21 protein-coding genes are annotated in these 24,125 nt (G+C 55.9%); 12 read left to right on the top strand and 9 right to left on the bottom strand.

Annotated features, from left to right (window positions below):
* Positions 1-80 precede the first annotated feature (80 nt).
* Both FHG12_RS14465 and FHG12_RS14460 read left to right on the top strand, forming a co-directional pair.
* Positions 81-992: an RES domain-containing protein gene (locus tag FHG12_RS14465; protein ID WP_139516401.1), complete on the top strand. Its 912-nt coding sequence runs from the start codon at positions 81-83 to the stop codon at positions 990-992.
* Positions 993-1,201: 209 nt separating this feature from the next.
* Entirely contained in the window at positions 1,202-1,633 is a 432-nt protein-coding gene (locus FHG12_RS14460; protein ID WP_139516400.1) for a hypothetical protein, read from the top strand.
* Positions 1,634-1,721: 88 nt separating this feature from the next.
* Here the strand turns inward: FHG12_RS14460 and FHG12_RS14455 are convergent, their stop codons facing one another.
* Together FHG12_RS14455 and FHG12_RS14450 are read right to left on the bottom strand one after the other, a co-directional pair.
* Complete coding sequence (locus FHG12_RS14455) at positions 1,722-2,138, bottom strand: DoxX family membrane protein (protein WP_139516399.1); 417 nt, start codon at positions 2,136-2,138, stop codon at positions 1,722-1,724.
* Between the two features lie 81 nt (positions 2,139-2,219).
* Positions 2,220-2,738: a DUF4126 family protein gene (locus tag FHG12_RS14450; protein WP_139516398.1), complete on the bottom strand. Its 519-nt coding sequence runs from the start codon at positions 2,736-2,738 to the stop codon at positions 2,220-2,222.
* A 352-nt stretch (positions 2,739-3,090) separates the two neighbouring features.
* On the opposite strand from FHG12_RS14450, the gene FHG12_RS21075 reads away from it, so the two are divergent.
* Positions 3,091-3,933, top strand: coding sequence for a hypothetical protein (locus FHG12_RS21075; RefSeq protein ID WP_196240456.1), 843 nt, complete (start codon positions 3,091-3,093; stop codon positions 3,931-3,933).
* A gap of 96 nt (positions 3,934-4,029) precedes the next feature.
* On the opposite strand, the gene FHG12_RS14440 is transcribed toward FHG12_RS21075, so the two are convergent.
* Positions 4,030-5,826: a DUF885 domain-containing protein gene (locus FHG12_RS14440; protein WP_139516397.1), complete on the bottom strand. Its 1,797-nt coding sequence runs from the start codon at positions 5,824-5,826 to the stop codon at positions 4,030-4,032.
* A 252-nt stretch (positions 5,827-6,078) separates the two neighbouring features.
* Positions 6,079-6,354, bottom strand: coding sequence for a hypothetical protein (locus tag FHG12_RS14435; protein ID WP_139516396.1), 276 nt, complete (start codon positions 6,352-6,354; stop codon positions 6,079-6,081).
* Between the two features lie 360 nt (positions 6,355-6,714).
* Between FHG12_RS14435 and FHG12_RS14430 the strand changes: the two genes are divergently transcribed.
* The 6 genes from FHG12_RS14430 to ureG all read left to right on the top strand — a co-directional run bounded on the left by FHG12_RS14430 (position 6,715) and on the right by ureG (position 12,091).
* Positions 6,715-7,320, top strand: coding sequence for an urease accessory protein (locus FHG12_RS14430; protein WP_139516395.1), 606 nt, complete (start codon positions 6,715-6,717; stop codon positions 7,318-7,320).
* 11 nt (positions 7,321-7,331) lie between these two features.
* Positions 7,332-8,063, top strand: a complete 732-nt coding sequence (gene ureB / locus FHG12_RS14425) for an urease subunit beta (protein WP_139516394.1) — start codon at positions 7,332-7,334, stop codon at positions 8,061-8,063.
* A 9-nt stretch (positions 8,064-8,072) separates the two neighbouring features.
* Complete coding sequence (locus FHG12_RS14420; protein WP_139516393.1) at positions 8,073-8,627, top strand: hypothetical protein; 555 nt, start codon at positions 8,073-8,075, stop codon at positions 8,625-8,627.
* 35 nt (positions 8,628-8,662) lie between these two features.
* Positions 8,663-10,378, top strand: a complete 1,716-nt coding sequence (gene ureC, locus FHG12_RS14415) for an urease subunit alpha (protein ID WP_139516392.1) — start codon at positions 8,663-8,665, stop codon at positions 10,376-10,378.
* A gap of 273 nt (positions 10,379-10,651) precedes the next feature.
* The gene (locus tag FHG12_RS14410) at positions 10,652-11,332 is read left to right on the top strand and encodes an urease accessory protein UreF (protein WP_139516391.1); all 681 of its coding nucleotides are present in this window, start codon (positions 10,652-10,654) and stop codon (positions 11,330-11,332) included.
* A 6-nt stretch (positions 11,333-11,338) separates the two neighbouring features.
* On the top strand, positions 11,339-12,091 hold the full coding sequence (ureG, locus tag FHG12_RS14405; RefSeq protein WP_139516390.1) for an urease accessory protein UreG: 753 nt from the start codon (positions 11,339-11,341) through the stop codon (positions 12,089-12,091).
* A 136-nt stretch (positions 12,092-12,227) separates the two neighbouring features.
* Here the strand turns inward: ureG and FHG12_RS14400 are convergent, their stop codons facing one another.
* Complete coding sequence (locus FHG12_RS14400; RefSeq protein WP_139516389.1) at positions 12,228-13,088, bottom strand: urease accessory protein UreD; 861 nt, start codon at positions 13,086-13,088, stop codon at positions 12,228-12,230.
* Positions 13,089-13,134: 46 nt separating this feature from the next.
* The gene (locus FHG12_RS14395) at positions 13,135-13,803 is read right to left on the bottom strand and encodes an HAD family hydrolase (protein WP_139516388.1); all 669 of its coding nucleotides are present in this window, start codon (positions 13,801-13,803) and stop codon (positions 13,135-13,137) included.
* Positions 13,804-13,977: 174 nt separating this feature from the next.
* On the opposite strand from FHG12_RS14395, the gene FHG12_RS14390 reads away from it, so the two are divergent.
* Complete coding sequence (locus FHG12_RS14390) at positions 13,978-14,694, top strand: 3-ketoacyl-ACP reductase (protein ID WP_139516387.1); 717 nt, start codon at positions 13,978-13,980, stop codon at positions 14,692-14,694.
* 193 nt (positions 14,695-14,887) lie between these two features.
* On the opposite strand, the gene FHG12_RS14385 is transcribed toward FHG12_RS14390, so the two are convergent.
* Positions 14,888-16,159 carry a carboxypeptidase-like regulatory domain-containing protein gene (locus FHG12_RS14385; RefSeq protein WP_165699408.1) on the bottom strand — a complete coding sequence of 424 codons (1,272 nt, stop codon included), beginning with the start codon at positions 16,157-16,159 and terminating at the stop codon, positions 14,888-14,890.
* A gap of 468 nt (positions 16,160-16,627) precedes the next feature.
* Between FHG12_RS14385 and FHG12_RS14380 the strand changes: the two genes are divergently transcribed.
* On the top strand, positions 16,628-19,813 hold the full coding sequence (locus tag FHG12_RS14380) for a glycoside hydrolase family 3 N-terminal domain-containing protein (protein WP_230471135.1): 3,186 nt from the start codon (positions 16,628-16,630) through the stop codon (positions 19,811-19,813).
* A gap of 164 nt (positions 19,814-19,977) precedes the next feature.
* Here the strand turns inward: FHG12_RS14380 and FHG12_RS14375 are convergent, their stop codons facing one another.
* On the bottom strand, positions 19,978-21,459 hold the full coding sequence (locus tag FHG12_RS14375; protein ID WP_139516385.1) for a L,D-transpeptidase scaffold domain-containing protein: 1,482 nt from the start codon (positions 21,457-21,459) through the stop codon (positions 19,978-19,980).
* Between the two features lie 333 nt (positions 21,460-21,792).
* Between FHG12_RS14375 and FHG12_RS14370 the strand changes: the two genes are divergently transcribed.
* A complete protein-coding gene (locus FHG12_RS14370; protein WP_196240455.1) occupies positions 21,793-23,415 on the top strand; it encodes a 3-(methylthio)propionyl-CoA ligase in 1,623 nt (540 codons plus the stop codon).
* Positions 23,416-23,611: 196 nt separating this feature from the next.
* Here the strand turns inward: FHG12_RS14370 and FHG12_RS14365 are convergent, their stop codons facing one another.
* Positions 23,612-24,109 carry a DUF2059 domain-containing protein gene (locus FHG12_RS14365; protein ID WP_139516384.1) on the bottom strand — a complete coding sequence of 166 codons (498 nt, stop codon included), beginning with the start codon at positions 24,107-24,109 and terminating at the stop codon, positions 23,612-23,614.
* Between the last annotated feature and the right edge of the window lie 16 nt (positions 24,110-24,125).

Raw genomic sequence — 24,125 nt, 5'->3', positions numbered from 1 at the left:
TCGCGGCAGCACAAGCTGACTGTTGGTTCGGTGCGTCCAAAACTCTGCCTCCTTATAATTCTCTCCCACCCAAATTTCTTATGGCCGCCCATCGCCCAAATAGCCACCACCCGCCGGCAGCCGTAGCAGAAGAAACCCAATATAAGCTTGCCTCTCTGCAGCATCTCGATCTGCGCAAGCATTCCATTGATGACTTGGTGGTGCGCGTGCAAGACCTGCTGGAGGGCCACGTTCTGCGCACCATTGAGTTTGAGCCAGGTCTGTTGCTGTACCGTGGAGTAATGTGTAATGAATTGCCCCAGCGAATCTGCGATGTTTCGTATCCGCCTGCCGAGGTCATTACCCGCGACCAACGTGCCAACCGCGCCGGTCAGCCTATCTTTTATTGCAGCGCGACGTGGCACCCGCCGTTTTTCGAAGCAGGCGTGAAGCCCGGCGACCAGATCGTGATCAGTCGCTGGAAAAGCCGGGGGCCGTTGCGCATTGTTAGTTTTGGCTACGCCGACATCAGTGCCGACGACCCGCACTCCGACCGCAACAAGGCGTTGAAAGACGCGCTAGCGCAGTTGCCCGAAACTGCGCGACCCGTTGCCGAGTTCCTGACTAACACCTTCACCAAAACCGTCCACGACGACAACCAGCATCACTACCGGCTCTCGGTGGCCGTAGCCGAAGCCTGCCAGTTGGGCAGCGCCTTCGATGGATTGCTGTATCCGTCGGCGGCCATGCCCAGTACGGCGCACAATCTGGCTCTGCATCCGAGCTGCATCGACGAAGGCAAGCTCACCTTGCAATACGTTGAGCATTTGGTGGTTAACGGGGTTGAAACAGAAACCATTGACGTTCGCTCACTGGATTTTGCCAACCGCAGCGAACCCGATGGGCGCTTGTGCTGGCTGGGGCGACCGGGCAACTGGGTGCTGCGTGAGGGCGGCGAAGCAGCAGACTGCCGCTATGAAAATCACCGCTGGACAACCAGCGCCCCCTCTTAACACAAAATGCTTATAATCAATTAGTTGATTATTTAACAGAAACCCCCAAGGTTTGTAGCCCTGCGACTCTACTTGCGCACAACACCAACTCAGACTAGGTCGGGAGTTTGAAAGCCGGCAGCGTGCTGGCACAGACCGCTGTATACTTGTAGCCGCCGCTTGCGTATACCGTCCGTGAGCCTTCTCCTTCTACTCCAAACACCTCTTTTATGAAACTGACACAGCGCTATTCGCTGACTTTGCTGCTGGGTGCTACGGCGTCGCTGGCCGCCTGCGACCGAGCCAATACGCCCGGTACCGACCGCCAAAACGTGAACGACTTTTCCACGGCCCCGCCCGCCCGCCGAATTGAAACCGACCAGGACAGTGTAAACGGCGAGCAAAATGTGCAAATGCCGGCCGGCAAAGGCTCCGCAGCCGATATAAACACCTCGACCGACGCGGCACTCAACTCTGCTCCCAGCGGCAGCAGCGCCACCACGCCACAGTCGGCATCGGGCGCGCCTGCTGCTGTCAATAAAACCGTGCAGGGCCAAAACCAGAATGCCACGAAAGCTCCTTCCGAAAACAGCACGCAGGCAACTACGCCTGTCAACGATTCGAAAGCGCGTAACCAGAACGTGAAGCCCGGCGCCCAATAGGCTTATACACAACGATTTATAAAAAAGGCTCGCAACGGAATAGTTGCGGGCCTTTTATGTGAGTTAACGCATTGATTTGTAGCGTTTTTCAGCTTTTCACTCGTCCGCGGCGCCAGAAATCGAGGCTGTAGGGATTGTGATTGGAATACAGGATAAGCAGGAAGAAAAAGAGCCCATACACCATCTGCACACCCACTGTGTTCCAGTCTTCGCGTAAGGAAGTTCCGAAGACAAGCACTATCATCAGGAGCATGCCGGCCGTGAGGGCATACCGCGTAAACAACCCCAGGATCAGGAGCAGGCCGATGCCGAACTCGATGTACGGCAGTGCCGACGCAAAAACACCAACCAGCGCGGCCGGCAGCCACGTGGGCTCAAACATTTTTACCATGCCGGCGCGCACCCCTTCCACTTTGGGCAGTCGTACGAGGCCGTGGGTCAGCATGTTGGCGCCCATCAGCAGGCGGCCCAGCACGAAAGCCTGCTCGGGAGTGGTAAGTTTCATAGGATGGCCAGATAAAATTGGCTTGAGTACAAAAAAGCCGGACGCTAGTTAAAGCCCGGCTTTTTTATAACTATTTATTAATCAATATTTTATCTTCTTGGCTTTCGCTGTCTTTTTCTTTTTACCACGCACGTCTTTGGCAATGGCTCGGGAGCTGGTCAGCACCAAGCCATCTTCGGCAAGGCCCCACACCACATCCGGAAAGCCAGTGGCTTTGTCCAGGCTTTTGCGTAGGAACAGAGCCCCAAAGGTGGCCGCTACGGCCATTACGCCCCCCAACGCTGCGCCTACTGCCGCGTTTGCGCCTTTGGCTTTGTAAGCCGTCGCCCCAACCAGAGCACCCGACAAAATGCGGCCGCCCAGAATCGCCGGGGCGGTACGGTCGGGCATGCCAGGAAGTTTGTCACCGATCATTTCTGCGCCAGCCGCTACTTTCAAAGTGGTTGCGGCAGTAGGCGACTGCATGAAGCGAAGTAGCGAACTACCCAACGCCGCCGAACGATTTTTCTGAAGACCGTGGCTGAGCGCGGCAGGCGCACTCATGCTCCGCATACCGGCCAACGACCCCAAGGCCAGGGTTTGCCAAAATTGCTGTGACATAAAGCTTGTTTTCGTAGAAGAATGGAAGGAAACCGGATGCTTTTCAGGGCATGACCGCGTTTTTCGCCCCTAAATCGGGTGCGCTTAGCTTAAACGGGCCAGACGAACGTCCGGACGATTTATTTCTGCGCCCTGCTTGTCAAGCAGCTCGTTTGTAGTTAGCCCAGCCTTGTTCTATTCCTAAAATCTTAGACTGAATCAGGATTTTTCGGAGGCATTTTTAAGTATAACCCGCAGGCCGCAACAAAAATCCAGTGTTTTTTCAGTGCGTTCAGGGCGGTAAGAGGGCTGCTCAAAGCCGTACAATACGGGAGATAAACACCTTAAGCTCTTCCACCTTAACCCGTTAATCATGAAAAAAAAATGGATTCCTATCATCGCTGGATCCTTGTTATGCACTACCCTTGCCTTTACTGGCTGCCACGACGATGACAATGGCACTGGCCCAACCACCACTACCAGCGGCACGACAGCAGGCACCACCACGGGTACGACAACCAGCACGACCACAGGTACAACAACTACAGGTACTACTACTTCCGGCACGACCGCGGGCACTACTACCAGCGGCACCACGGGCACGACCACAACCGGTACGACTACTGGTACGACCACTACCGGTACCACAACGGGTACGACAACCGGCACGACGACCACAGGTACCACTACGACTGGCACCACTACGACTGGCACCACAACCGCTGGTACTACTACAACCGGCACCACGGGCACAACCACTAGCGGCACGACTACCGGCACCACGACAGGTACCACCACTACGGGTACCACTACCGGTACCACAACTGGTACAACAACAGCTGGTACTACCACCGGCACCACAACGGGCACTACAACGTCGGGTACTACAACGGGCACGACCACAACCGGTACGACCACGGGTACAACTACCACCGGCACAACCACCGCTGGTACCACAACCGGAACTACTACCAGTGGCACGACTACCGGTACTACCACAACTGGTACAACTACTGGCACGACTACCACGGGTACCACCACTGGTACTACGACCGGCACGACCACGGGCACCACGACCAGCGGTACGACTACCGGTACCACTACTTCGGGCACGACCACGGGTACAACGACCTCAGGCACTACCACTGGCACAACTACTTCGGGCACTACCACGGGTAGCACAACGAGTGGCACTACTGGCGGTAGCACCACCTGATAATTCTTGCATCATTAAAAAAGCCAGGCGCAACTGCGCCTGGCTTTTTTGCTTTATCGCTTTATGATAATCATCTGATTAACAATTGTTTATCAACTATTTCTGTTTGGCGGCCCAAGCATCCATTTTTTGTTCGAGCACGGCCAGCGGCATGACGCCGTCTTTGAGCAGCTCGTCGTGGAAGTCGCTGAGCTTGAATTTGTTGCCTAGCTCCTTCTCGTAGCGGCTGCGAAGCTCCCGAATCTTGAGGGCGCCCACTTTGTACGACAGCGCCTGCCCCGGAATGGCCATGTAGCGCTCGATTTCGGCGGTGGCGCCTTGCTCGCTGATGGCTTCGTTGTCCATCATGTACTTAATGGCTTGCTCGCGGGTCATGTTTTTGGTGTGCATGCCCACATCCACCACCAGCCGGATGGCGCGGTGAATTTCGTCGCCCAGCGCGCCCATGTACTGGTACGGATCGGTGTAAAGGCCGAGTTCCTTACCCAACGATTCGGTGTAAAGAGCCCACCCTTCGGTCATGGCGCCGTAACCGGCGTAGCGGCGAAACTTCGGCAGATTTTCGTTTTCCTGTTGCAGCGAAATCTGGTAATGGTGGCCCGGAATGGCTTCATGCAGAAACAGCGACTCCATGCCCGACGTGGTGTTGTACTTCGTGGCATCCAGAATCGGCACGTAGAAAATACCCGGCCTTGTGCCGTCCGTGGAGCCTTGGTTGTACTCCGCCGACGCCGAAGCGGCCCGGAATGCCTCGGTCTGGTGCACCTCAAACGGCGTTTTGGGCGTGCGGCCAAACATCTTTTTCAGATTCGGCTCCATGCGCTTATGAATGGCCTCGAAGGCAGCAAGCACATCCTGCGGCGTTTTGTAGGGCATGAATTTTGGGTTCGTCTTCATGTACTCGAAGAACGCCGGCAAGTCGCCTTTGAAGCCGGTTTCGGTCTTTACACGCTCCATTTCCGTACGGATGCGCTTTACCTCGCTCAGGCCCGTTTGGTAGATTTCCTCCGGCGTTTTGTCGGTGGTAGTCCAGTATTTTACCAGATACGTGTAGTCTTCCTTGCCACCCGGAATCGCCGAAATGCCCGTGCTGGTGCGGCTCTTGGGCAAATACTCATTCTTCAGAAACGCGCCAAGCTTTTTGTAAGTCGGTACCAGTTGGTTCGCGATGGCGTCTTTGTAAGCGGCCGTAATGCGCTTCTGGTCATCAGCCGAAACGCCCTCCGGAAATTTCTTGATGGGGCCGTAAAACAGGCTCTTGGTCGGGTCCGCTACAACCAGCGCTTCCATCTGCGGAATCATTTTTACCACCAGCGCCCGCGGCAGCACCACCCCGGCAGCCATGCCCTTGCGGAAGTTGGCGATGGCCGAGTCGCCCCACACCGGGAAGCTTTTCACGCGGCCCAGCCAATTGTCGTAGTCCTTGGCGTTTTTAAACGGCTGAATGCCCTCGCCCGAACCGTATTGCCCCAGCGTAATGGGCAAGCCCCAAAACTGCTGAAACGGCATCATCCACATGTTCAGCTTCAGGCCCGCCAAGCGGCTTTCCATCTCGTATTGAAAGATGTCGTAGCTCACTTTGTCGTTGTCAGACAACGAGTTACGGTCATACGACTTAAGCTTTGTTTGGTAGCTTTCGTAGAAATTGCGGAGCGTATCGCGGAAGGCTTTGGTCTGGTCGTTGGGGAGCTGGTCGTTGTAGCGGTTGTCGCCCTGCGTGGTGGCATCCAGCGGAAACAGTTTGTTGTTTTTCTCCCAATAACTGTCGAAAAGCGACGCCAGATCTTTGGTACTGGCGGTGGCGCTGGTGGCGCCGCCGCTTTCGGTTTTGGTCTGCTGATTGCATCCCGCAAGCGTACATGCCAGCAACCCGGCAAGTGCTAGTTTTTTCATTTAAGATGAGGTTGAAGTGGAGCTTTAAAGCTAAGTAGTTCTGTGTGGAATGCCGGTGAGGCACGCTGAGAACAGCCGCAAATATCTTCCGGCACTTTCGGAAGCAGCTTCCCAGAAATCCTCTCTGCCCAAGTAGTACTGCATACAAAAAGCCCCGGTACCGTAGCACCGAGGCTTTTTGTGTAGTAATCGAGGCTGCTGAAGCGCAGAAACCAGGTTTGAGCGCTTGCTAGTGCTGCTCAACTAGTCCGCTCAGCCTATGGCATTGGAATAATGATCGTCGAGCGCTTGGTCCAACGCCTGCCGAAACGCAACCAACAGCTTGCTGCGCTCGGCATCCGGCGTATTCTGCAATACCCGTTCGAAGGTGGTGCGGTACACATGAGCCATGAAGTGCGCACCGTACGTGACGAAAAACCGGTCGTGGATCTTGTCAAACGAGATTTTCTCAGCCGACGAAATGGATAATGAAAGCGCCAGCCACTGCTTTGCATTGTTGGCCAAGCTGAGTTGTAAATCTTGATCCATAAACTTCGGAGAAAAGAAAAAAGGAAATCGCCAGCCGCGTACTGTAGTCAAGCTGAAGCGTACGCAGCCCGGATGGCAAGTACCGTGCCCGCCTCGCCGCATACCGCACGAGTTAAGATCTTGCTGACAGCTTCGGCTCGGCTCTACCCCCAACAATTGAAGCTCAGCTTAAATCAATGAGCTAAAATATCAAGCGTTTTCGTATTCCAATAATCATAAATGTTTGATTATCAACAATTTAAAAATACACCTCTTAAAGCTAGGCAGCAACCAAATCTGAACAACTTACCGGCTAATTCCACCACAATAAATAACTTCTATATTTAGCTACCGACATTGCAGCAGGGCCGCACCGTACCGATGAAAACACTCTTACCCATCTTATTCGCCTCGGTGGCCGGCATGGGCCACGCGTTTGAGGCCGACCATCTGCTAGCCGTCGGCACCATCATCTCCAAGCGCGACAGCACCTTGCTAGCCATCAAAGACGGCTTGTATTGGGGGCTGGGCCACACGACCACGCTGGTCGTGCTGGGCTCCGTGATTATTTTCAGCCGGGCTACTTTCTTGAATTCCAGCTACTTCGAGGCCGCGGTAGGCGCCATGCTCGTAGTCATGGGCATCAGCCGCTTGGTTGGCAAAGACACCTTTACCACGAGCCGCAGCCCGCGCTACCAGCACAGCTTTGCCTACACCGTTGGGCTAATCCACGGCTTGGCGGGCAGCGGCGCGTTGGTGCTGTTCGTGATGAGCGGCATCAGCGACCCCGTTTGGGGCGTGGCCTACATTCTCATCTTTGGGCTCGGCTCGATGCTGGGCATGCTCACGGTGGCCGGCTTGTTCAGCATCCCATTCACGAAGCGCATGAAAATAAACCGCTCGCTGCGCCTGAGTGCCGTCGTGTTGTCCTCCGGGATCTGCATCGTGTACGGTAGCCGCATGATTTACGAAAACCTTCATTTCTAACGCGTTAGCGCATGCATCTTTCTCCCAAAGACATCGATAAACTGGTGCTGCACAATGCGGGCGTGGTGGCTCAGAAGCGGTACGCCCGCGGCCTGCGCCTCAACTACCCCGAAGCCGTGGCGCTCATCGCGACCCAACTGCTCGAGTTTATTCGCGACGGCGAGCGCGTGGCCACGCTCATGGACAAAGGCAAAAAGATTCTGGGCCTCGATGATGTGATGGAAGGCGTGGCCGAGTTAGTGGCCGAAGTGCAGGTTGAGGGCACCTTCCCCGACGGCACCAAGCTCGTGACCGTGCACCAACCCATCTGCCGTCAGCATGGCATACCCGAACTGGCTTTGTACGGTTCCGGACTTGTACTCAACGCCTCGCAAACGCCCTCGCCCGACAACTTGCTCAGCGCCAACCCCGGTGAGTATCTACTTCATAATGAAGACATTATATTAAACGAAGGCCGCGCTACGGTGGAGCTGGAAGTTACCAACCTCGGCGACCGCCCGGTGCAGGTCGGCTCGCATTACCCGTTCTTCGAAACCAACGCCGCCCTGCAATTCGACCGCGAAAAAGCCTTTGGGTTCCGGCTCAACATCCCGGCCGGCACGGCCGTCCGCTTCGAGCCCGGCGAGCGCAAGCGCGTGACGCTGGTAGCGCTGGCTGGCGAACGCATTGTGTATGGCGGCAATGGGCTGATTGATGGGAAGCTGGATGAGGAAAATAAGCAGGCGGCAATGAACAAAATCTAAGCTCTGCTAATGAATTCCTATTTCATCCTTTGGCCTACAGATTGGTGTAAGCGCTTGGCACAAGCCCATGATCAGGGACCATTACAAGCAATTTATGGTGGCTCTCATACGTCCGTTCCACCATTAGGCCGAGTTACGGTCGGCGACATCATCCATCCTGTGTCGATAAAAAATGGCCAACTATTTATAATTGGCCGAATGCGGGTGACGAGCATTCTTGACGCTGAAGAGTACCTAAAAGGACAAAACATATCCAGGTTCAACAACGAATTATGGGACACTTCGGCCCATAAGCTACTAAAGCAGAACCCTGAGCTAGGACATCGTATTCCTAGGAGTTGTATTGAAAATGTTGCTCTAGGGACTGGAACAGGTTTAAGATTTGATTTTAATCTATCAACTGAGATAGTGAGCAACCTCCGCTTTGGTCAGAAACCTGGCTTTGAGAAAAGGCTTTCAATCAATGAAGAGGGGAAAATATCCCATGTAGGTTTACAAGGTCACTTCCGACGGTTGAGCAGTGATTCAGCGGCACTTGTCGCTGAAGTAATGCGTGAGTTCTAGCACTGATTCAGGAATCAACACATTAAACATATTCTATGTCCCTACCTATCGACCGGCGCGCGTACGCCGATATGTACGGCCCCACTGTAGGCGACAAAGTGCGCCTAGGCGATACCGACCTAATCGTAGAAGTCGAAAAGGACTATTGCGTCTACGGCGAGGAGTGCAAGTTTGGCGGCGGCAAAGTGCTTCGCGATGGCATGGGCCAAGCCGCCGGAATTGGGCAGGCTGATGCGTTGGACTTGCTCATTACCAACGCATTAGTAATCGACTACACCGGCATTTACAAAGCCGATATCGGCATTAAAGGCGGCCGGATCGTTGGGATTGGCAAGGCCGGCAACCCGCACATTATGCCCAGCGTTACGCCCGGCATGGTAGTCGGCGTAACTACGGAAGTAATTGCTGGTGAAGGCCAGATCCTGACGGCCGGCGGCATCGATTGCCACATACATTTCATTAGCCCTCAGCAGATTAACGAAGCCTTGGCGTCGGGCGTGACCACGATGGTAGGCGGCGGCACCGGCCCGGCGGCGGGCACCACCGCCACGACCTGCACGCCCGGTGCTTTCTACATCGAAATGATGCTGAAGGCGACCGAAGCGTATCCGCTGAATTTCGGTTTTCTGGGCAAAGGCAACTCCTCCAAGCCCGAAGGCCTGATCGAGCAGGTCGAGGCTGGCGCTCTGGGGTTTAAGCTGCACGAAGATTGGGGCACCACGCCCGCTGCCATCGACAACTGCCTCGCCATCGCCGACCAATACGACGTGCAGGTGTGCATTCATACTGATACCCTGAACGAAAGCGGCTTCGTCGAGACTTCCACCAACGCGTTCAAAGGCAGAACGATACACGCCTACCACACCGAAGGCGCCGGTGGCGGCCACGCGCCCGACATCATTAAAATCTGCGGGGAGCCGAACGTCATCCCGTCCTCCACAAACCCGACGCGGCCCTTCACGGTGAACACCATCGACGAGCACCTCGACATGCTCATGGTTTGCCACCATCTTGATCGCAACATTCCCGAAGACGTGGCCTTTGCCGAAAGCCGCATCCGGGGCGAAACCATTGCTACTGAGGATATTCTGCACGATTTAGGCGCGCTCAGCATCATTTCCTCCGACTCGCAGGCGATGGGCCGCGTGGGCGAAGTCCTGACGCGTACCTGGCAAACCGCGCACAAGATGAAACAGCAACGCGGCTTGCTTCCAGAAGACTCTGATACCCAAACAGATAATTTCAGAGCCAAGCGCTACGTCGCCAAATACACCATCAATCCGGCCCGTGCGCACGGCTTTTCAGAGGAAATCGGTTCGGTGGAGCTTGGCAAGCTGGCTGATTTAGTGCTCTGGAAACCAGCGTTTTTCGGTTCTCGGCCCGAAATGATCATCAAAGGCGGCATCATCGTGCAATCGCAGATGGGCGACGCCAACGCCTCCATCCCGACGCCGCAGCCCTCTATCTCTAGGCCGATGTTCGGTTCTTTCGGTGCGGCCATTGGCAAAACGTCGATGGTGTTTGTGTCGCAGGCATCGGTTGCGCATGTGCAACAGCATTACGGCTTGCAGAAGCAGATCGTAGCCGTCAAGAACTGCCGTAACATCTCGAAGAAGGACATGGCATTGAACGACTATCTACCTAACATTCAAGTAGATCCGGAAACTTACAAAGTCACCGTCGACGGCGTACACCTGACCTGCGAGCCTGCGACCAAGCTGCCGCTGGCGCAGCTGTACAACTTGTTTTAGATACTAGAGCTAGAGCTAAGCTCCCCTCCTTTTTTAAGGTGGGGCTGGGGGTGGTAAAGGCCGATGTTTAGTTATTCTGAAAGGCGGTCATGCAGAGCGCAGCGAAGCATCTCTACTGGTTACATATCTCAACGAAGCGGGAGAGATGCTTCGCTGCGCTCTGCATGACAGACAGGTTTCTAGTCCAAGCTTCTAACTTTAGCTAACCACCCCAACCTTTGGCCTTCCCTCCCATCAACAAGCATAGGAATTTCTTAGCTCTAGCTTCCTACCATGACTCAACTCGCTCGGCTGCTGCACCTTGTCGATTCGGCGATCCCTACGGGGTCGTTTGCTTATTCATATGGCTTGGAAAGCAGCATCACGTTTGGCTTGGTGAAGACGCCGTTTGGGCTGCGCAATTATTTGTATTCGTTTCTGCAACAAGCAGTTAGCATGGAATTTCCCTTTATAAATTCCTGCTATAAGCTCGCGCTCCCAGATCTGAATACAGAATTGGCCACCATAGCCACCGAATACGATGCCATGATGCTGGTGCCTACGCTGCACCGGGCCAGCGTGGCCCAGGGCAAAAATTGGCTCAAGCTGCTCGAATCATTTTATCCGGAGGCAGGCTTAGACGTTGTAAACCAATGGTTTGTGCAGGAGCAAATTCCGCTGCACTTCGTGCTTGGCTTTGCGCTGTGCTTGAAGCGCATGGGTTTTTCACTGCCCGACGTGCAGACCATGTACCTGCACATGGCCCTGCGCGACCAGATCAGCGCGGCCATTCGGTTGGGGTTTATGGGGCCGATGGAAGGCCATAAGTTGCAGCACGATTTCTATTCCATCTTCGAAAATCTCATGGCCAGCCACGCCGAGACGGAGTATTTTCAGGCTTCGCGCTCGGCGTTTTTGCTGGATGCGGCCCAGGTTTTTCACGAAGACGTTTACTCCAAACTATTTCAGAATTAACGCATTATGGCATTTGTAGAGAAGTTGGCTTTGTTGCTCCACGGCCACACCCACGAAGCGTACGAATCACCAGGCGACTACAACGAGCGCGAAACCCGCAAGCTGCCCTCCTACCGAAACTTCCGCAAGCGGGCCTTCACGGTGGGCATCGGCGGGCCGGTGGGCACGGGCAAAACGGCGCTGCTCAAGGCCCTGTGCGAGCGTCTGCGCAACCAGTACGAGCTGGGCGTGGTCACCAACGATATTTTCACCCGCGAGGACGCCGAATTTCTGATTCGCAACAGCGCCCTGAGCGAAGACCGCATTGTAGGCGTCGAAACGGGCGGCTGCCCACACGCGGCAATCCGCGAAGATATCTCCTTGAATATGAACGCGTTGGAAGGGCTCATGACGCGCTTCGACTACAACATCGATTTCCTGTTTGTGGAAAGCGGCGGCGACAACTTGGCGGCGCATTTCAGCCGCGAGCTAGTCGATTACTCCATCTATGTCATTGATGTATCGGGCGGCGACAAAATCCCACGCAAAGGCGGACCCGGCATCACGCAGTCTGACTTACTGGTTATCAACAAGATAGACATTGCCGCGCTCGTCCGCGCCGACTTGGGCGTAATGGAGCGCGACTCCAAAAAAATGCGCGGCGAAGGTCCGTTTGTGTTTGCCCGCGCGCTGGATGGCTACAACTTGGATGTGATCATTGAGCACATCGAAAAAGCCAAGGAGCGAGCGTTGCAATCCGTCCGCGAGGATCGGCGGTAAGCGGTTCCAATCTGATTCCCGCCTGTCATCCTGAGCTTGCGAAGGACCTTATTAGGGTTGCTAACATCTACTACTCAGGCGTGATAAGGTCCTTCGCAAGCTCAGGATGACAGGCGTCGGTTTTCTTGATCACCCTTTAATACTTGCGTTTCAAGGGGTTGTAGCCAAAAAACTCTTCACCGCTCAACGCTTGCAACAGATGATCGCAGAGGGGTTGCAAGGCCATCCGACTGTGGGCCATTGCGCGCAAGATGTAGGCCTCTTCTTTCACTTTGGTCACCGAAATCATGCATTCCAGATTGGTTATGGCGAAATGCAGGTCGGTGCGGTCGCTCATTTTTAACTGGAGCAGTGCATCAGCGAGGTACTGAAAACGGGCGTCGGTGGGGTTGCCAACCAAATAGGCCGAAAACATGGTCTGGTACTGGTCGAAGTTGGCGGGCGACGTGGCAATATGGTGCTGTGGCGCAAAAGCAAACCGATCCAGCAATACAACCCGCTGGTTGACAGCGACTTTTAGCTCGGAGTGGAATGCGGTGAATACGAACTTCTCGCCGATGTCCATGCGGCCGGAATGAAACCAGTCGATCACTAACAGCAGCGAATCGGGTTGCAGGTCCCACTGCTGAACTTGGCGGTACTGGCTGCGCTCCTGCATCACTACGGGGTCGGGAAACACGACGGCCAAAGCGCCTGCGCCCAACTTTCCTTCGATAACGTGCTCGGCAGCGGCTCCTTGCAACGACTTGAATATCTTGGTGTTAGCCTGCGAACCCAGAAACAGGCGGGAGTTGGCGTGGCCCGTTAGGCGCAGCCAGATTTTGTCGCCGGCTACCATGCCGCCGCCGTAGCTCGACAGCACCGCGTGGCACCCGGCCGCAGGCGAGCGCGGGTTGAGGATCTTGAGGGGCTGGACGTTTTTGCAGCTAATGAGCCGGGATTTGCCTTGTACTTCGGCCACTTCCAGCTCGCTCCACTCAGTAGGCGCGTTGTTCATTCGCTGCTTTTTGGCGCTAAAATAGATGGCCCCGCGTCACTGCCCCCTATACCAGCGTCAGGACACCGCTTAACTCGTCAATTTGGTGAGTTGGGTCCAAGGCGAGGCATTCTTCCGCGTTTCCAAAGCCAAACCGAGCCCAGCACGAATCGATGCCGCTGTTGCGCGCAAACTCCAGGTCAGCGGAGGTGTCGCCGATCATCAGGATTTCCTGAGCCCGAACCTGCGGGTACTGCGGCTGCACAACCTCGTGGAAAATCATGGGGTTGGGCTTCATTTGCAGCTGTTTATCGGGAAAGCTGCCGTCGCCGATGAGCAAGGAAACGTACGGCAACAACCCCAGCCGGTCGAGCGAACTTTCGAGAATAGCGGCGCCTTTGTTGCTGAGAACCACCACCGCAGCGCCTTGCGCCGTGGCTTGAGCCAGCACCTCCCGCGCGCCTGGAAACGGCCGCACAAGCGGCTCGCCCTGCTCGGCGTAGATGGCGCGGTAGGTGGGCACCCAGCCGGCCACCGTTTCGGGCGGCGTGTTGGGCTGCAAGGCTTTCAGCGTCGAGAAAGTGGGAAACCCCATTTCCAGAATGCGCTGAATCTCAGCCTGTGGCGGCACGGGCAGCGCCGCTTCTAGAAAAAACTGCTGGATGCTGTGTTGAATGGCTTGGCGCGAATCGCAGAGGGTGCCGTCGTAATCAAACAGCAGAAGTGAATAAGGCATAAGACAGAATCAGAGACACAGCCCGGCCCGCCGGCAGTACAACACCAAGGCTTCCGGACAAAGGTAGTGCTGCCCGCTTGAAACGGCCCGCCGACGCGCCGCAGGAGCGCAAGCTGCAACCTTGCCCGGCTGTTCCGGTTATAGCATCTCGTACATTTGAAAGAGCATTTTTACATGGAATCACTCAAAGGAAAAAACGCACTCGTGACGGGTGCCGGCAAAGGAATCGGGCGCGCAGTGGCCCTTGCACTGGCTCAGGAAGGCGTAAATGTAGGGTTGCTGGCCCGCACAGAAAGCCAGTTGCAGGAGGTAGCAACGGAGGTAGCGGCACTGGGTGTGAAAGCCGCAGTAGCCGTTGCCGATATTACTGATATTGAATCGGTTAACAGGGCTGTGGAACAAGTGCGCGCCGAACTGGGCACCATCGATATTCTTATCAACAACGCCGGGACGGCGGCGTTTGGCAAGTTTTTGGAGTTGGAGCCCAGCCAGTGGGAAAACATCATCCGGGTAAACCTGATGGGCACCTACTATGCTACACGCGCCGTGTTGCCGGGCATGATTGAGCGGCAGAGCGGCGATATCATCAATATTTCATCGACGGCCGGACAGCGCGGCGCGGCGGCTACCAGCGCCTACAGCGCCTCGAAGTTTGCCGTGCTGGGCCTCACCGAATCGCTGATGCAGGAAGTGCGCAAACACAACATCCGCGTTAGCGCCCTCACGCCCAGCACCGTTGCGACAGAGCTGGCCGTGGAGCTAAAACTGACCGATGGCAACCCCGAAAAGGTGATGCAAACCGAAGACTTAGCCGAATTGATCATTGCGCAGCTTAAACTCAACCGCCGCGTGTTTATCAAGGAAGCGGGCCTGTGGTCAACTAATCCATAATGATTTGATTATCAGATATTTACATAAACATTCTAACAAGAAACGCGCCCGTTCATCTGAAATAATCTTTCAAATGAACGGGCGCTACTGAGTACGGGTGCCCCGACCCTAGTGCTTGCACCGTCGGGCTGGGGCGCGGATTATTGCGCTTTGATTTTCTGTTTGCGCCTACCTATCAGCTATTATCAATCAGTTACTTAGAAGACCTGGCTTTGGGCGGCACCATCGTACCGAAAGCTCCTTTTTGCTCAAACGACTCGATTACTTCGTCTTCGAGCGGCGTGCGCTTCACCACGGAATTATTGGCCCAGAATTCGGGGTCGTATTTGGTGTTTTTGATGGCTTCGAGGTCGCGGTCGCGGGTGCTTACCTTGGCGTAACTTACGTCGGCGGGCGTTTCGCTGGTTTCGTAGAAAAACGTGAACGACGAGACGTTCATTTTCGCTACCGGCTTGCCGGGTTGCAGGATGTCGAAAGTGAGGTTGGTCTTGATGTAATCGAGCGGCGAGGCGGGCTCTTCGGAGTTCTGAAAGGCCATGTCGAACTCCAGTTTGGTGTTCTTGAACTTGTACGCTGGGTTGCTGGCGTTGGCCGTAAAGTTGGGCGTTGCGATCTTGAAACGCACTACTTTGTAGGTGTCCACGTCGAGCCAGATGGTGCCTTCGGCGTGGTACTTGGTCAGTTCGGGGCGCGTTTCAAACTTGATTTCGGCAATGCCGCCCTCGCCTTGCTCCAGGATGCCGACCAATTCGAGGTAATAATTCTTGACCAAGTTGGGGCTCAGCAGCGCCAAAGATTTGGTGCTGTCGGCTTGCGCGTCATACAGGCCGTAGGACTTGGTATAGAGCGAGAAGTTGCTGAAGTTCATCAGCGAAGGCTTAGCCGCGTAACGGCCCTGCGCGATGTCGGTGCCCTCGATGCGGGCGTTGTTCGACTTCACGTTCCAGACTACTTCCTGCAACTCGGTCGGCTCGTCGTTGATGCGCGTTACCTGCCGGTAGAAAGCCTTGCCGTAGAACTTCTTATCGTAATTCTTCTGCATTTGCCGGTAGGCGCGGTCCACTAGCTGAAACGCGTAGCTGCCTACTTTCACTTCCGGCAGGGCAATGGTCGCCGAGCCCAAGGCAATCTGGACGGGCTTGTCGACGCTGGTGATGCGCACCGTGTCGCGGACGTGCGCCAGCTCCGACACGATCAGCGTTTGGGGCAACGATTTGAGATTCAGTACAAACTCGCCGTTTTCGTTGCTAGCCGTGCCGCTGCCGGTGTTTTTCACGCCGATGCTGGCAAAGGGCAACGGCTGCTGCGTGTCTTTGTCGATTACGGTGCCGTGCAGTTGGTACTGTGCCTGCGCCGAGTGGCTTAGGCCGACAAACAGCAGAACGACCAGGCAAAAAGCCGCCGGCAGCTTGCCTGGGTGGACAAACGCGTGCTGAATCTTAGATTGGCTAGGGAAGATATTCAAGGTCGAAAGGGTTTGATGTCGAGAGAGATAGCTGGAATAGAATAACGAGCAACCGTCGCCCGGCCATATGCCGGACGCACAAAATTAGGCTTCCACCCGGTCAACTGGAACAGGTTTCCGCACGAAAACATCCTGCTTGGGCTCACCTCGAAAACGCGTCGAGAAGCCAGCCCGGTTGATGCGCGGCCGGCTCGACACTAGAATTATGCCAGCTTCCATACGCGCGCAGGCCCATCACAGGCTTTTTTCATTTGCAGCGCTGGAAAGATAGGACGACTCAGTAAGTAAAAGTGGCTTACTAAAAGCAGAGCCGTAGCCGCTTCGGCCCATGATTACGGCCCTACCCAAACCGCCGCTGAGATAAGTTGCGGCAATACTTCTGCGGTTACCGTATTTTCGCAAATCACTCGTCTTTGAAAGCTACCTTCCAAATTGCTGACGCTCCGAAATTTTCCGCTATTCCTGCTTTTGATCCTGCTTCTTCATCCGGCCGCTGGCTCGGCACAAGGGCACAAAAAGCACCCTAAAAAGAAGAAAACAACGCACACGGCGGCCCATCATGCCGCTGTGCATCGGCACTCTTCGGAGGCAGTAGCCAAAAGGCAAGTATCTAATTATAAGTCAAATACAAAAAAATCAAAATCTGCGGCTGCCAAGCCGAAGAACGGCCCGGTGCCGTTCGCGGCGCAGCTGACCAAATCGCGTTGGGTCGATTCGGTGATGGCTACGCTCACGCCCGACCAACGGGTGGCGCAGCTGTTTATGGTGGCGGCGTATTCCAACAAAACCCGCATCGACGAGGATTCGGTATCGACACTGATCCAACAATACGGCATTGGGGGCCTGATCTTTTTTCAGGGCGGACCGGTGCGCCAGTCGAAGCTACTGAACCGCTACCAAAGCCAGGCAAAAGTGCCGTTGCTGGTCGCCATGGACGCCGAATGGGGCCTGGGCATGCGCCTCGACAGCACCACGCGCTTTCCGTACCAGATGAGCATGGGCGGCGTGCGCGATACGCAGCTTTTGTACGACATGGGCCAGGAAATCGCGCGGCAGTTTAAGCGCACCGGCATGCACGTCAATTTTGCGCCGGTCGTGGACGTGAACAACAACGCCGCTAACCCGGTCATCGGCTACCGCTCGTGGGGCGAAAACCGCGAAAACGTGACCGCGAAAAGCTACCAGTACATGAAGGGCATGCAGGACGCAGGCGTGCTGGCCGTAGCCAAGCATTTTCCCGGCCACGGCGACACCGACACCGATTCGCACTTGGCGCTGCCCCTGATTCGCGTAGATCAGCGCCGCCTCGACACGCTCGAGATTTTCCCGTTCCGCAACCTGATGCGTCGCGGCCTCGGTGGCATCATGATCGCGCACCTCAATATTCCGGCCCTCGACAGCACCGGCATGCCTTCTACCCTTTCCAAACCCATCGTGACGGGCATGGTGAAGCAGAAAATGGGATTTGAAGGCGTCGTTTTTACCGATGCCATGAACATGAAGGGCGTGATCAGCAAGTACCCGCCCGGCGACGCCGACGTGCGGGCCCTGATTGCGGGCAACGACGTGTTGGAGTTCTCCAAGAACATCCCATTAGCACTCAAGATGGTGCGCGAAGCCATCAACCGCAAAGAGCTGAGCCAGGCCGACATCGACGCGCGCTGCCGCAAAGTGCTGGCGCTCAAGCAATGGGCCGGACTGGATCACTACAAGCCCATCGAGCTTAAGAATCTTTACCAAGACCTCAACACGTCGCATGCCAACTACCTCACGCACAAGCTATCGGAGCTATCGGTAACGGTGCTGCGCAACCAGAAGGATCTGCTACCGCTCCAACGCCTTGATACCCTGCGCATTGCTACGCTCACCATTGGCACGCGCGATACCACCGATTTTCAGCGTATGGCCGCCGACTATGCCACGGTGCACCACTATTGGCTGTCGGCGACGGCAACGCTGAACGAGCTGACGCAAATGCGTGAAACGCTGAAGCCGTACAACACCCTCCTGATCGGGATTAATAACTTGGGCCGCCTGCCCGCCACCAACTTCGGCGTGACGCCCGAAACCAACATCCTGCTTCGCGAGCTCACCGGTCAGAAGCAAAAGGTGATCGTGAGCGTATTTGGCAACGCGTATGCAGTGGCTAAAATCCGCGATTTGGAACGCGCCGACGCTGTGGTGCTGGCCTATCAGGAAAGCAAAAACGCGCAGGACGTAACGGCCGAAATCATCTTCGGCGGCATCTCGGCGGTGGGCAAATTGCCGGTTTCCGTAACTGACAGATACACAAACGGTTATGGATTGGTCACAAAAGGTGGCATTCGTCTGAGCTACGGCTACCCCGAAGATGCCGGCATGAACCCCAACTTCGAGCTGCGTGTCGATTCGCTTATGAATCAGGCGCTTGCGGCTAAGGCATTTCCGGGTTGCGAAGTATTGGTGGCTCGCAAAGGCCGGGTAGTACTGCGCAAAAGCTACGGCACGCACAGCTTCGCCGATTCGCCGAGCCAAGCCGGCAAACCCAGCCGCCCGGTACTCAATACCGACATCTACGACTTGGCTTCCGTAACGAAAGTCTCGGCGACGCTGCCATCGCTGATGAAGCTACAAGACGAAGGCAAGTTTAACCCCGACATGACGATGGGCCAACTGTTTCCGGAGTTTGTGGGCACCAACAAGCAAGACCTAAAGCTGCGCGACGTACTGACGCACCAAGCCCGCCTGAAGGCCTGGATTCCGTTCTGGCAAGAATACACGCGCCCGAAAGGCTTTTTCAACCGGCTATTTGGCAAGCGCCCGGCTGCCGCAACCGTATCGGCCAAGCAGCCTTCGGAGATGAGCCGGCGCTTTTTCCGCCCCGATTCGTCGGGCCGGTTCCCGCTGCAAGTGGCCGATGATCTCTGGGCGCGTAAGGATTTCCCAAATCGCATTCACAAGGAAATTGGGGAGTCGCCGCTCAACGAGAAGCCCGGCTACGTGTACTCCGACCTCTCGTTTATCATGTATCCGGCGTTTGTGAAGGCTGCTTCCGGCAAGCCCATCAATCAGTTTGTGCAGGACGCGATCTATAAGCCTTTGGGAGCTACCACCATGGGCTACAACCCCACGTACCGCTTCCCGCTGGCCCGTATTGCGCCTACCGAGTACGATTCACTGTTTCGGCACACGCAGCTGCACGGCACGGTGCACGACGAAGGGGCCTCGCTACTGGGCGGCGTATCGGGCCATGCGGGCATGTTCGGCAACGCCAACGACTTAGCGAAGGTCGTGCAGATGTACGCTTGGAACGGTCGCTACGGCGGGCAACAACTCATTAAGGCCGAGACGATGGCCGAGTACGAACGCTGCCAGTTTTGCCCCGACAACCGCCGCGCCCTCGGCTTCGACCGCCCGGCCAACAACCCCAGCATCAACTCGGCCAAGGACGCTTCGCCTCGCAGCTTTGGGCATACGGGCTACACCGGCACTTATTTCTGGGTCGATCCGCAGTACGACTTGGTGGTGGTAATGCTTTCCAACCGCGTCAACCCTACGCGCCGCAACAACAAGATTTCCGACCTGAGCGTGCGTAGCCGCCTGCTCCAAACGGCCATCGAAGCCGTAAAATCAGAGCGCCCCCAAGTGGAATCGACGGTACCGAAAGAAGAGTAAACGGGGTTAAAACGCTTACAGGCCGCAAGCCCTTGTTCTGGTGCGCATGGTACACCAGAACAAGGGCTTGCGGCCTGTATACCGCTCTTGTACATCTCACATACAAATGCCCGGCCTTTACATTGTATTGATAATCAGTGTTTTATATATTATACAAGAAAATACTATTGGGCCGTGGCTGCGCTGGCAAATTCAACCGGGGCGCCTTCCCAGGCTCTGGCCAATGTTTCGTCGCGGTGGTAGATGTCGGGCAACTGGCGAAGCTGAGCGCCGTCGGCGTCGAGGGTTTGGTAGCGAACCATCAGCGGAACTGCGGCACGTAACCCAAAAGATTTGGTTTCGCCTTCGTCAATGCTGTTTTCCATCTGCTCTACGCGATCGGCTTTGGTGCGCTGGCTATCGCGCGTCAACAGGAAGCGGGCCAGGTCCGAAGCATGTTGCAACCGGATGCAACCGTGGCTGAGGGCACGGTAATTAGCCTGAAAAGCTTCTTTGGCAGGCGTGTCGTGCAGGTAAATCTCGTAAGGATTGGCAAACCGGAACACCACATTGCCCAACGCGTTGCGCGAAGAAGGCGCTTGGCGAATCTGGAAAGCGAAGTTTGCCGGCGATATTTTGCTCCAGTTCACTTCTGAAGCATCTACCCGATCGCCGGCTTGGTCGTAGAGGCGAAAGCCCTTGGAAGCCAAGTAGCCGCGGTCGCGCTTCAGCTTTGGCAACACTTCTTTCGTAGCAATGCTCTGGGGCATGCGCCATTCGGGAGCCGTCTGGAAAAAGCTCAGCTTGCTATACATCTCAGGCGTCGGGGTTTCAATTTTGCCCACTACCACGCGGTGACTGCGAACCACTTGCGCGCCGCGTACTACTTGCAGGCTGTAAGCCGGGATATTGACAACCAAATAGAGCGAGTCAACGCGGGGCTCCCAGCGCAAGCGCTCCAGATTGAGGGCCACTGGAAGCGCCATTTTACGGGCAGCAGCCGTGTCCGATTGCAACAAACGCTGCCAGGCAGCCAGCAACCGCACGTAGCTGCGGCTGTTGGGCTGGGCTGTGAGCAGTTGCTGTGCAAACCGCTCGCTGTGCAGGGCTTGGCTCAGGTGAGCAGCAGCCTCAAAGGGTTGCTCTTCCGACATCTGCACGGCGCGCACTGAGCTATTCTCTATGCGCCCCCGGTAAAGATGCTGGGAGAAGCGGAGGAGCGCCGTGGTCAGGCGAACTTCGGCGGTCAGGCGCTGTTGCAGCTGAGCCGGGTTTGCCTGCAACGAATCCAGCAAGCTGCGCAACGGGGCCGCTTCGTACTCGGCCGGCTTCAGGCCGTAGCGCTGGGCCGCGACCAGCAACTGCAAACCTGCCCGTGCATTGTCAGTTGGCCCGTTTTCATTTGTCCACACCGGCGCATAGCCTCCCAACGTATAGAACTGCTGCACCTGTTCCGTAACGGCATCCGTGGTATGCAAAGCGGAGGCAGTGCAGATCTCGCGCAGCGCAGCCGACAGGTCCGCAGGCAATTGTGCGGAATGCGGCATGGCCCCCACCTCACCAGCAGACGCCGGAATAAAGGGCGTACCCATCGAAAAGCTCATCAAGAAAACCAGCCCGCCAACGGCGAGAGAATGACCAAAGCGAAGTAGAAGGCTAGGAAACATGCGGCAAAAGCAGTTAAAAATGAAGTAAGCCCTTGACAGTGAGCACCAAATCCATTACAAACTTACCCTACCCTGTACCCCCGTGCCGGGCTTATCGCTCGCCTGAGCTTAAGCCTATGCGAATGGCTCGCTTTTCTGTGTCAATGCCTCTGGTACCATTTCAATACTATATAGAACAATACCTATTCTTTACCCTGTATTTGACTAGCAGAAGCTAGGTTGCGCGGTTTTCCAGTAAGGCGAAAAACGCTGCGCAGGCTCGTTTATCAGTTGGGTTTTCTTTAGCTTGGAAAGTGCCTTCCACCGGGCATTTCCCACCTAACGCAACTCCATATGCTGGGTCTGATGATGAACCAGCCGCTGCGCATCGCAGGGCTGATCGAGCACGCCGCTAAATGGCACCGCGACACCGAAATTGTGTCGCGAAAGACCGAAGGCGGCATCCACCGCTACACCTACGCCGACGCGCACCGGCGCTCGAAGCAACTCGCTAACGCTCTTACGGCCCTGGGCATCCAGATGAGCGACCGCATCGGAACGCTGGCCTGGAACAACTACCGTCATTTCGAGCTGTATTATGGCATTTCGGGCATGGGCGCGGTGTGCCATACCATCAACCCGCGGTTGTTTGCGGAGCAACTAGTGTTCATCATCAACCACGCCGAAGACCGCTACATTTTTCTCGACCTTACGTTTCTGCCGCTGGCCGAGAAGCTGGCGCCGCATTGCCCCACGGTGTTGGGCTGGGTGCTTATGACCGACCGCGCCAACATGCCCGCCAAATCGTCGTTGCCGGGCTTGCTTTGCTACGAAGAATTGCTTGACGCTCAGTCCGATGACTACGAGTGGCCGGTGTTTGATGAAAATACGGCCTCCTCGCTGTGCTACACTTCCGGCACCACCGACGAGCCCAAAGGCGTGCTTTACTCGCACCGCTCCACGTTGCTGCACAGCTATGCGGCTTCGCTGCCCGATTGCTTCAACTGCTCGGCCCGCGACGTGGTTTTGCCGGTCGTGCCCATGTTTCACGTCAACGCGTGGGGCTCGCCCTACATGGCTGCCCTGAACGGGTGCAAACTCGTACTGCCCGGCCCAGGTCTGGATGCGGCTAGTCTGTACGAACTCTTTGAACAAGAGCAGGTTACGTTCAGTGCCGGTGTGCCTACCATCTGGTTTGGGCTGCTGACGTTTATGCGCCAACAAAAAGCCCAGTTCTCGACGCTGCGCCAAATGATTGTGGGCGGCGCATCCTGCCCACCGGCGCTGCTGAAAGCGTTCGACGAAGAGCTGGGCGTCCAGATCCGACACGCGTGGGGCATGACCGAAACCAGCCCGCTGGGCACGGTTTGCACGCTCAAAGCACTGCATTTGCAACTATCTGATGATGAGCAATTTGCAATTCAAACCAAGCAAGGCCGCGCCATCTTTGGCGTCGATATGAAGATCGTGGACGATGCCGGCAATGAACTGCCCCACGACGGCGTCGCGTTTGGCGATTTGCTGGTGCGCGGTCCGTTTATTGTCGGCGACTACTTCCGCGCCGAGCACCCCGGCGAGCTAACCAAAAGCGGCTGGTTTCGAACCGGCGACGTAGCCACCATCGACCCCAACGGTTTCATGCAAATTACCGATCGCTCGAAGGACGTGATCAAATCGGGCGGCGAATGGATCAGCTCCATCGACTTGGAAAACCTAGCTATCGCGCATCCCGCCGTCGCCGAAGCGGCCGTCATTGGCGTGCCACACCCCAAATGGAGCGAGCGCCCGCTACTGGTTGTTGTGCGTAAGCCCGACGCGCAAGTAAGCCAGGAAGAGTTGTTGGCCTTTTACGAAGGCAAAGTGGCCCATTGGTGGATACCCAACGCCGTGGAGTTTGTGGAACAACTTCCGCACACTGCCACCGGCAAGCTCCTGAAAACCAAACTCCGGCAGGATTTCGCGGACTATTCCTTCTGAACCACGGATTCTGGCGGATGGAGCGGATTTTTACGGATTTTGTGGAAGATTGCTGTTCTGCTATAAGTCCTGCAACAAAAAAGCCTTGGCAGTTTGCCAAGGCTTTTTTGTTGGCTCATTTCACCAGTAACTATCTAATAATCAATAATTTGTTAAGTAAGCAAGGAAGCCGTCCACAAAATCCGTGGTTCGGACATTATTGCCCGGCGGGCTTCATCTTGGTTTCGATCATTTTTTGCAGCTCGGGCAGGTTTTCCTGCACCCGGCGCTGCCCGATTTCCATGCCGGCTTGCATGAGGGTGCTTTGCTTCGACACGAACTTCTGCCCGGCCGGCGTCTGGTAAAACTTGTTGATGTCGCGCAATTCTTTCTCCGTGAATTCGCGGGCGTACAGGGCCACCATGTCGTCTTTGATGACGGGCCAACTCATGTATTTGGTAAGAAAAGAGCGCATTTCGGGTTCTACGGCCTTCATTTCGGGCCGCTGCTGAATCTGCATGGTCAGCATTTGATCGACGGCCGAATTGATGTTGGCCTCGGCTTTCATGTTGGTCAGGAGTTCTTCCGCAGCTTTGCGCTGACCGGCCGAAACGGCCGTAGTGGCGGAAACTGCGGGAGTCGCGGTGGTTTGGGCCAGAGCGGCCGGCGCAGCCAGCAACAAGCTGGCGGCGAGAACGAACAGGTTCTTCTTCATACCACAGAGGTACGAG

Source organism: Hymenobacter jejuensis (assembly GCF_006337165.1).
Taxonomy (GTDB): Bacteria; Bacteroidota; Bacteroidia; order Cytophagales; family Hymenobacteraceae; genus Hymenobacter; species Hymenobacter jejuensis.
Note: the sequence above shows the minus strand (reverse complement) of the source record. Positions and strands in the feature narration are given on the sequence as shown.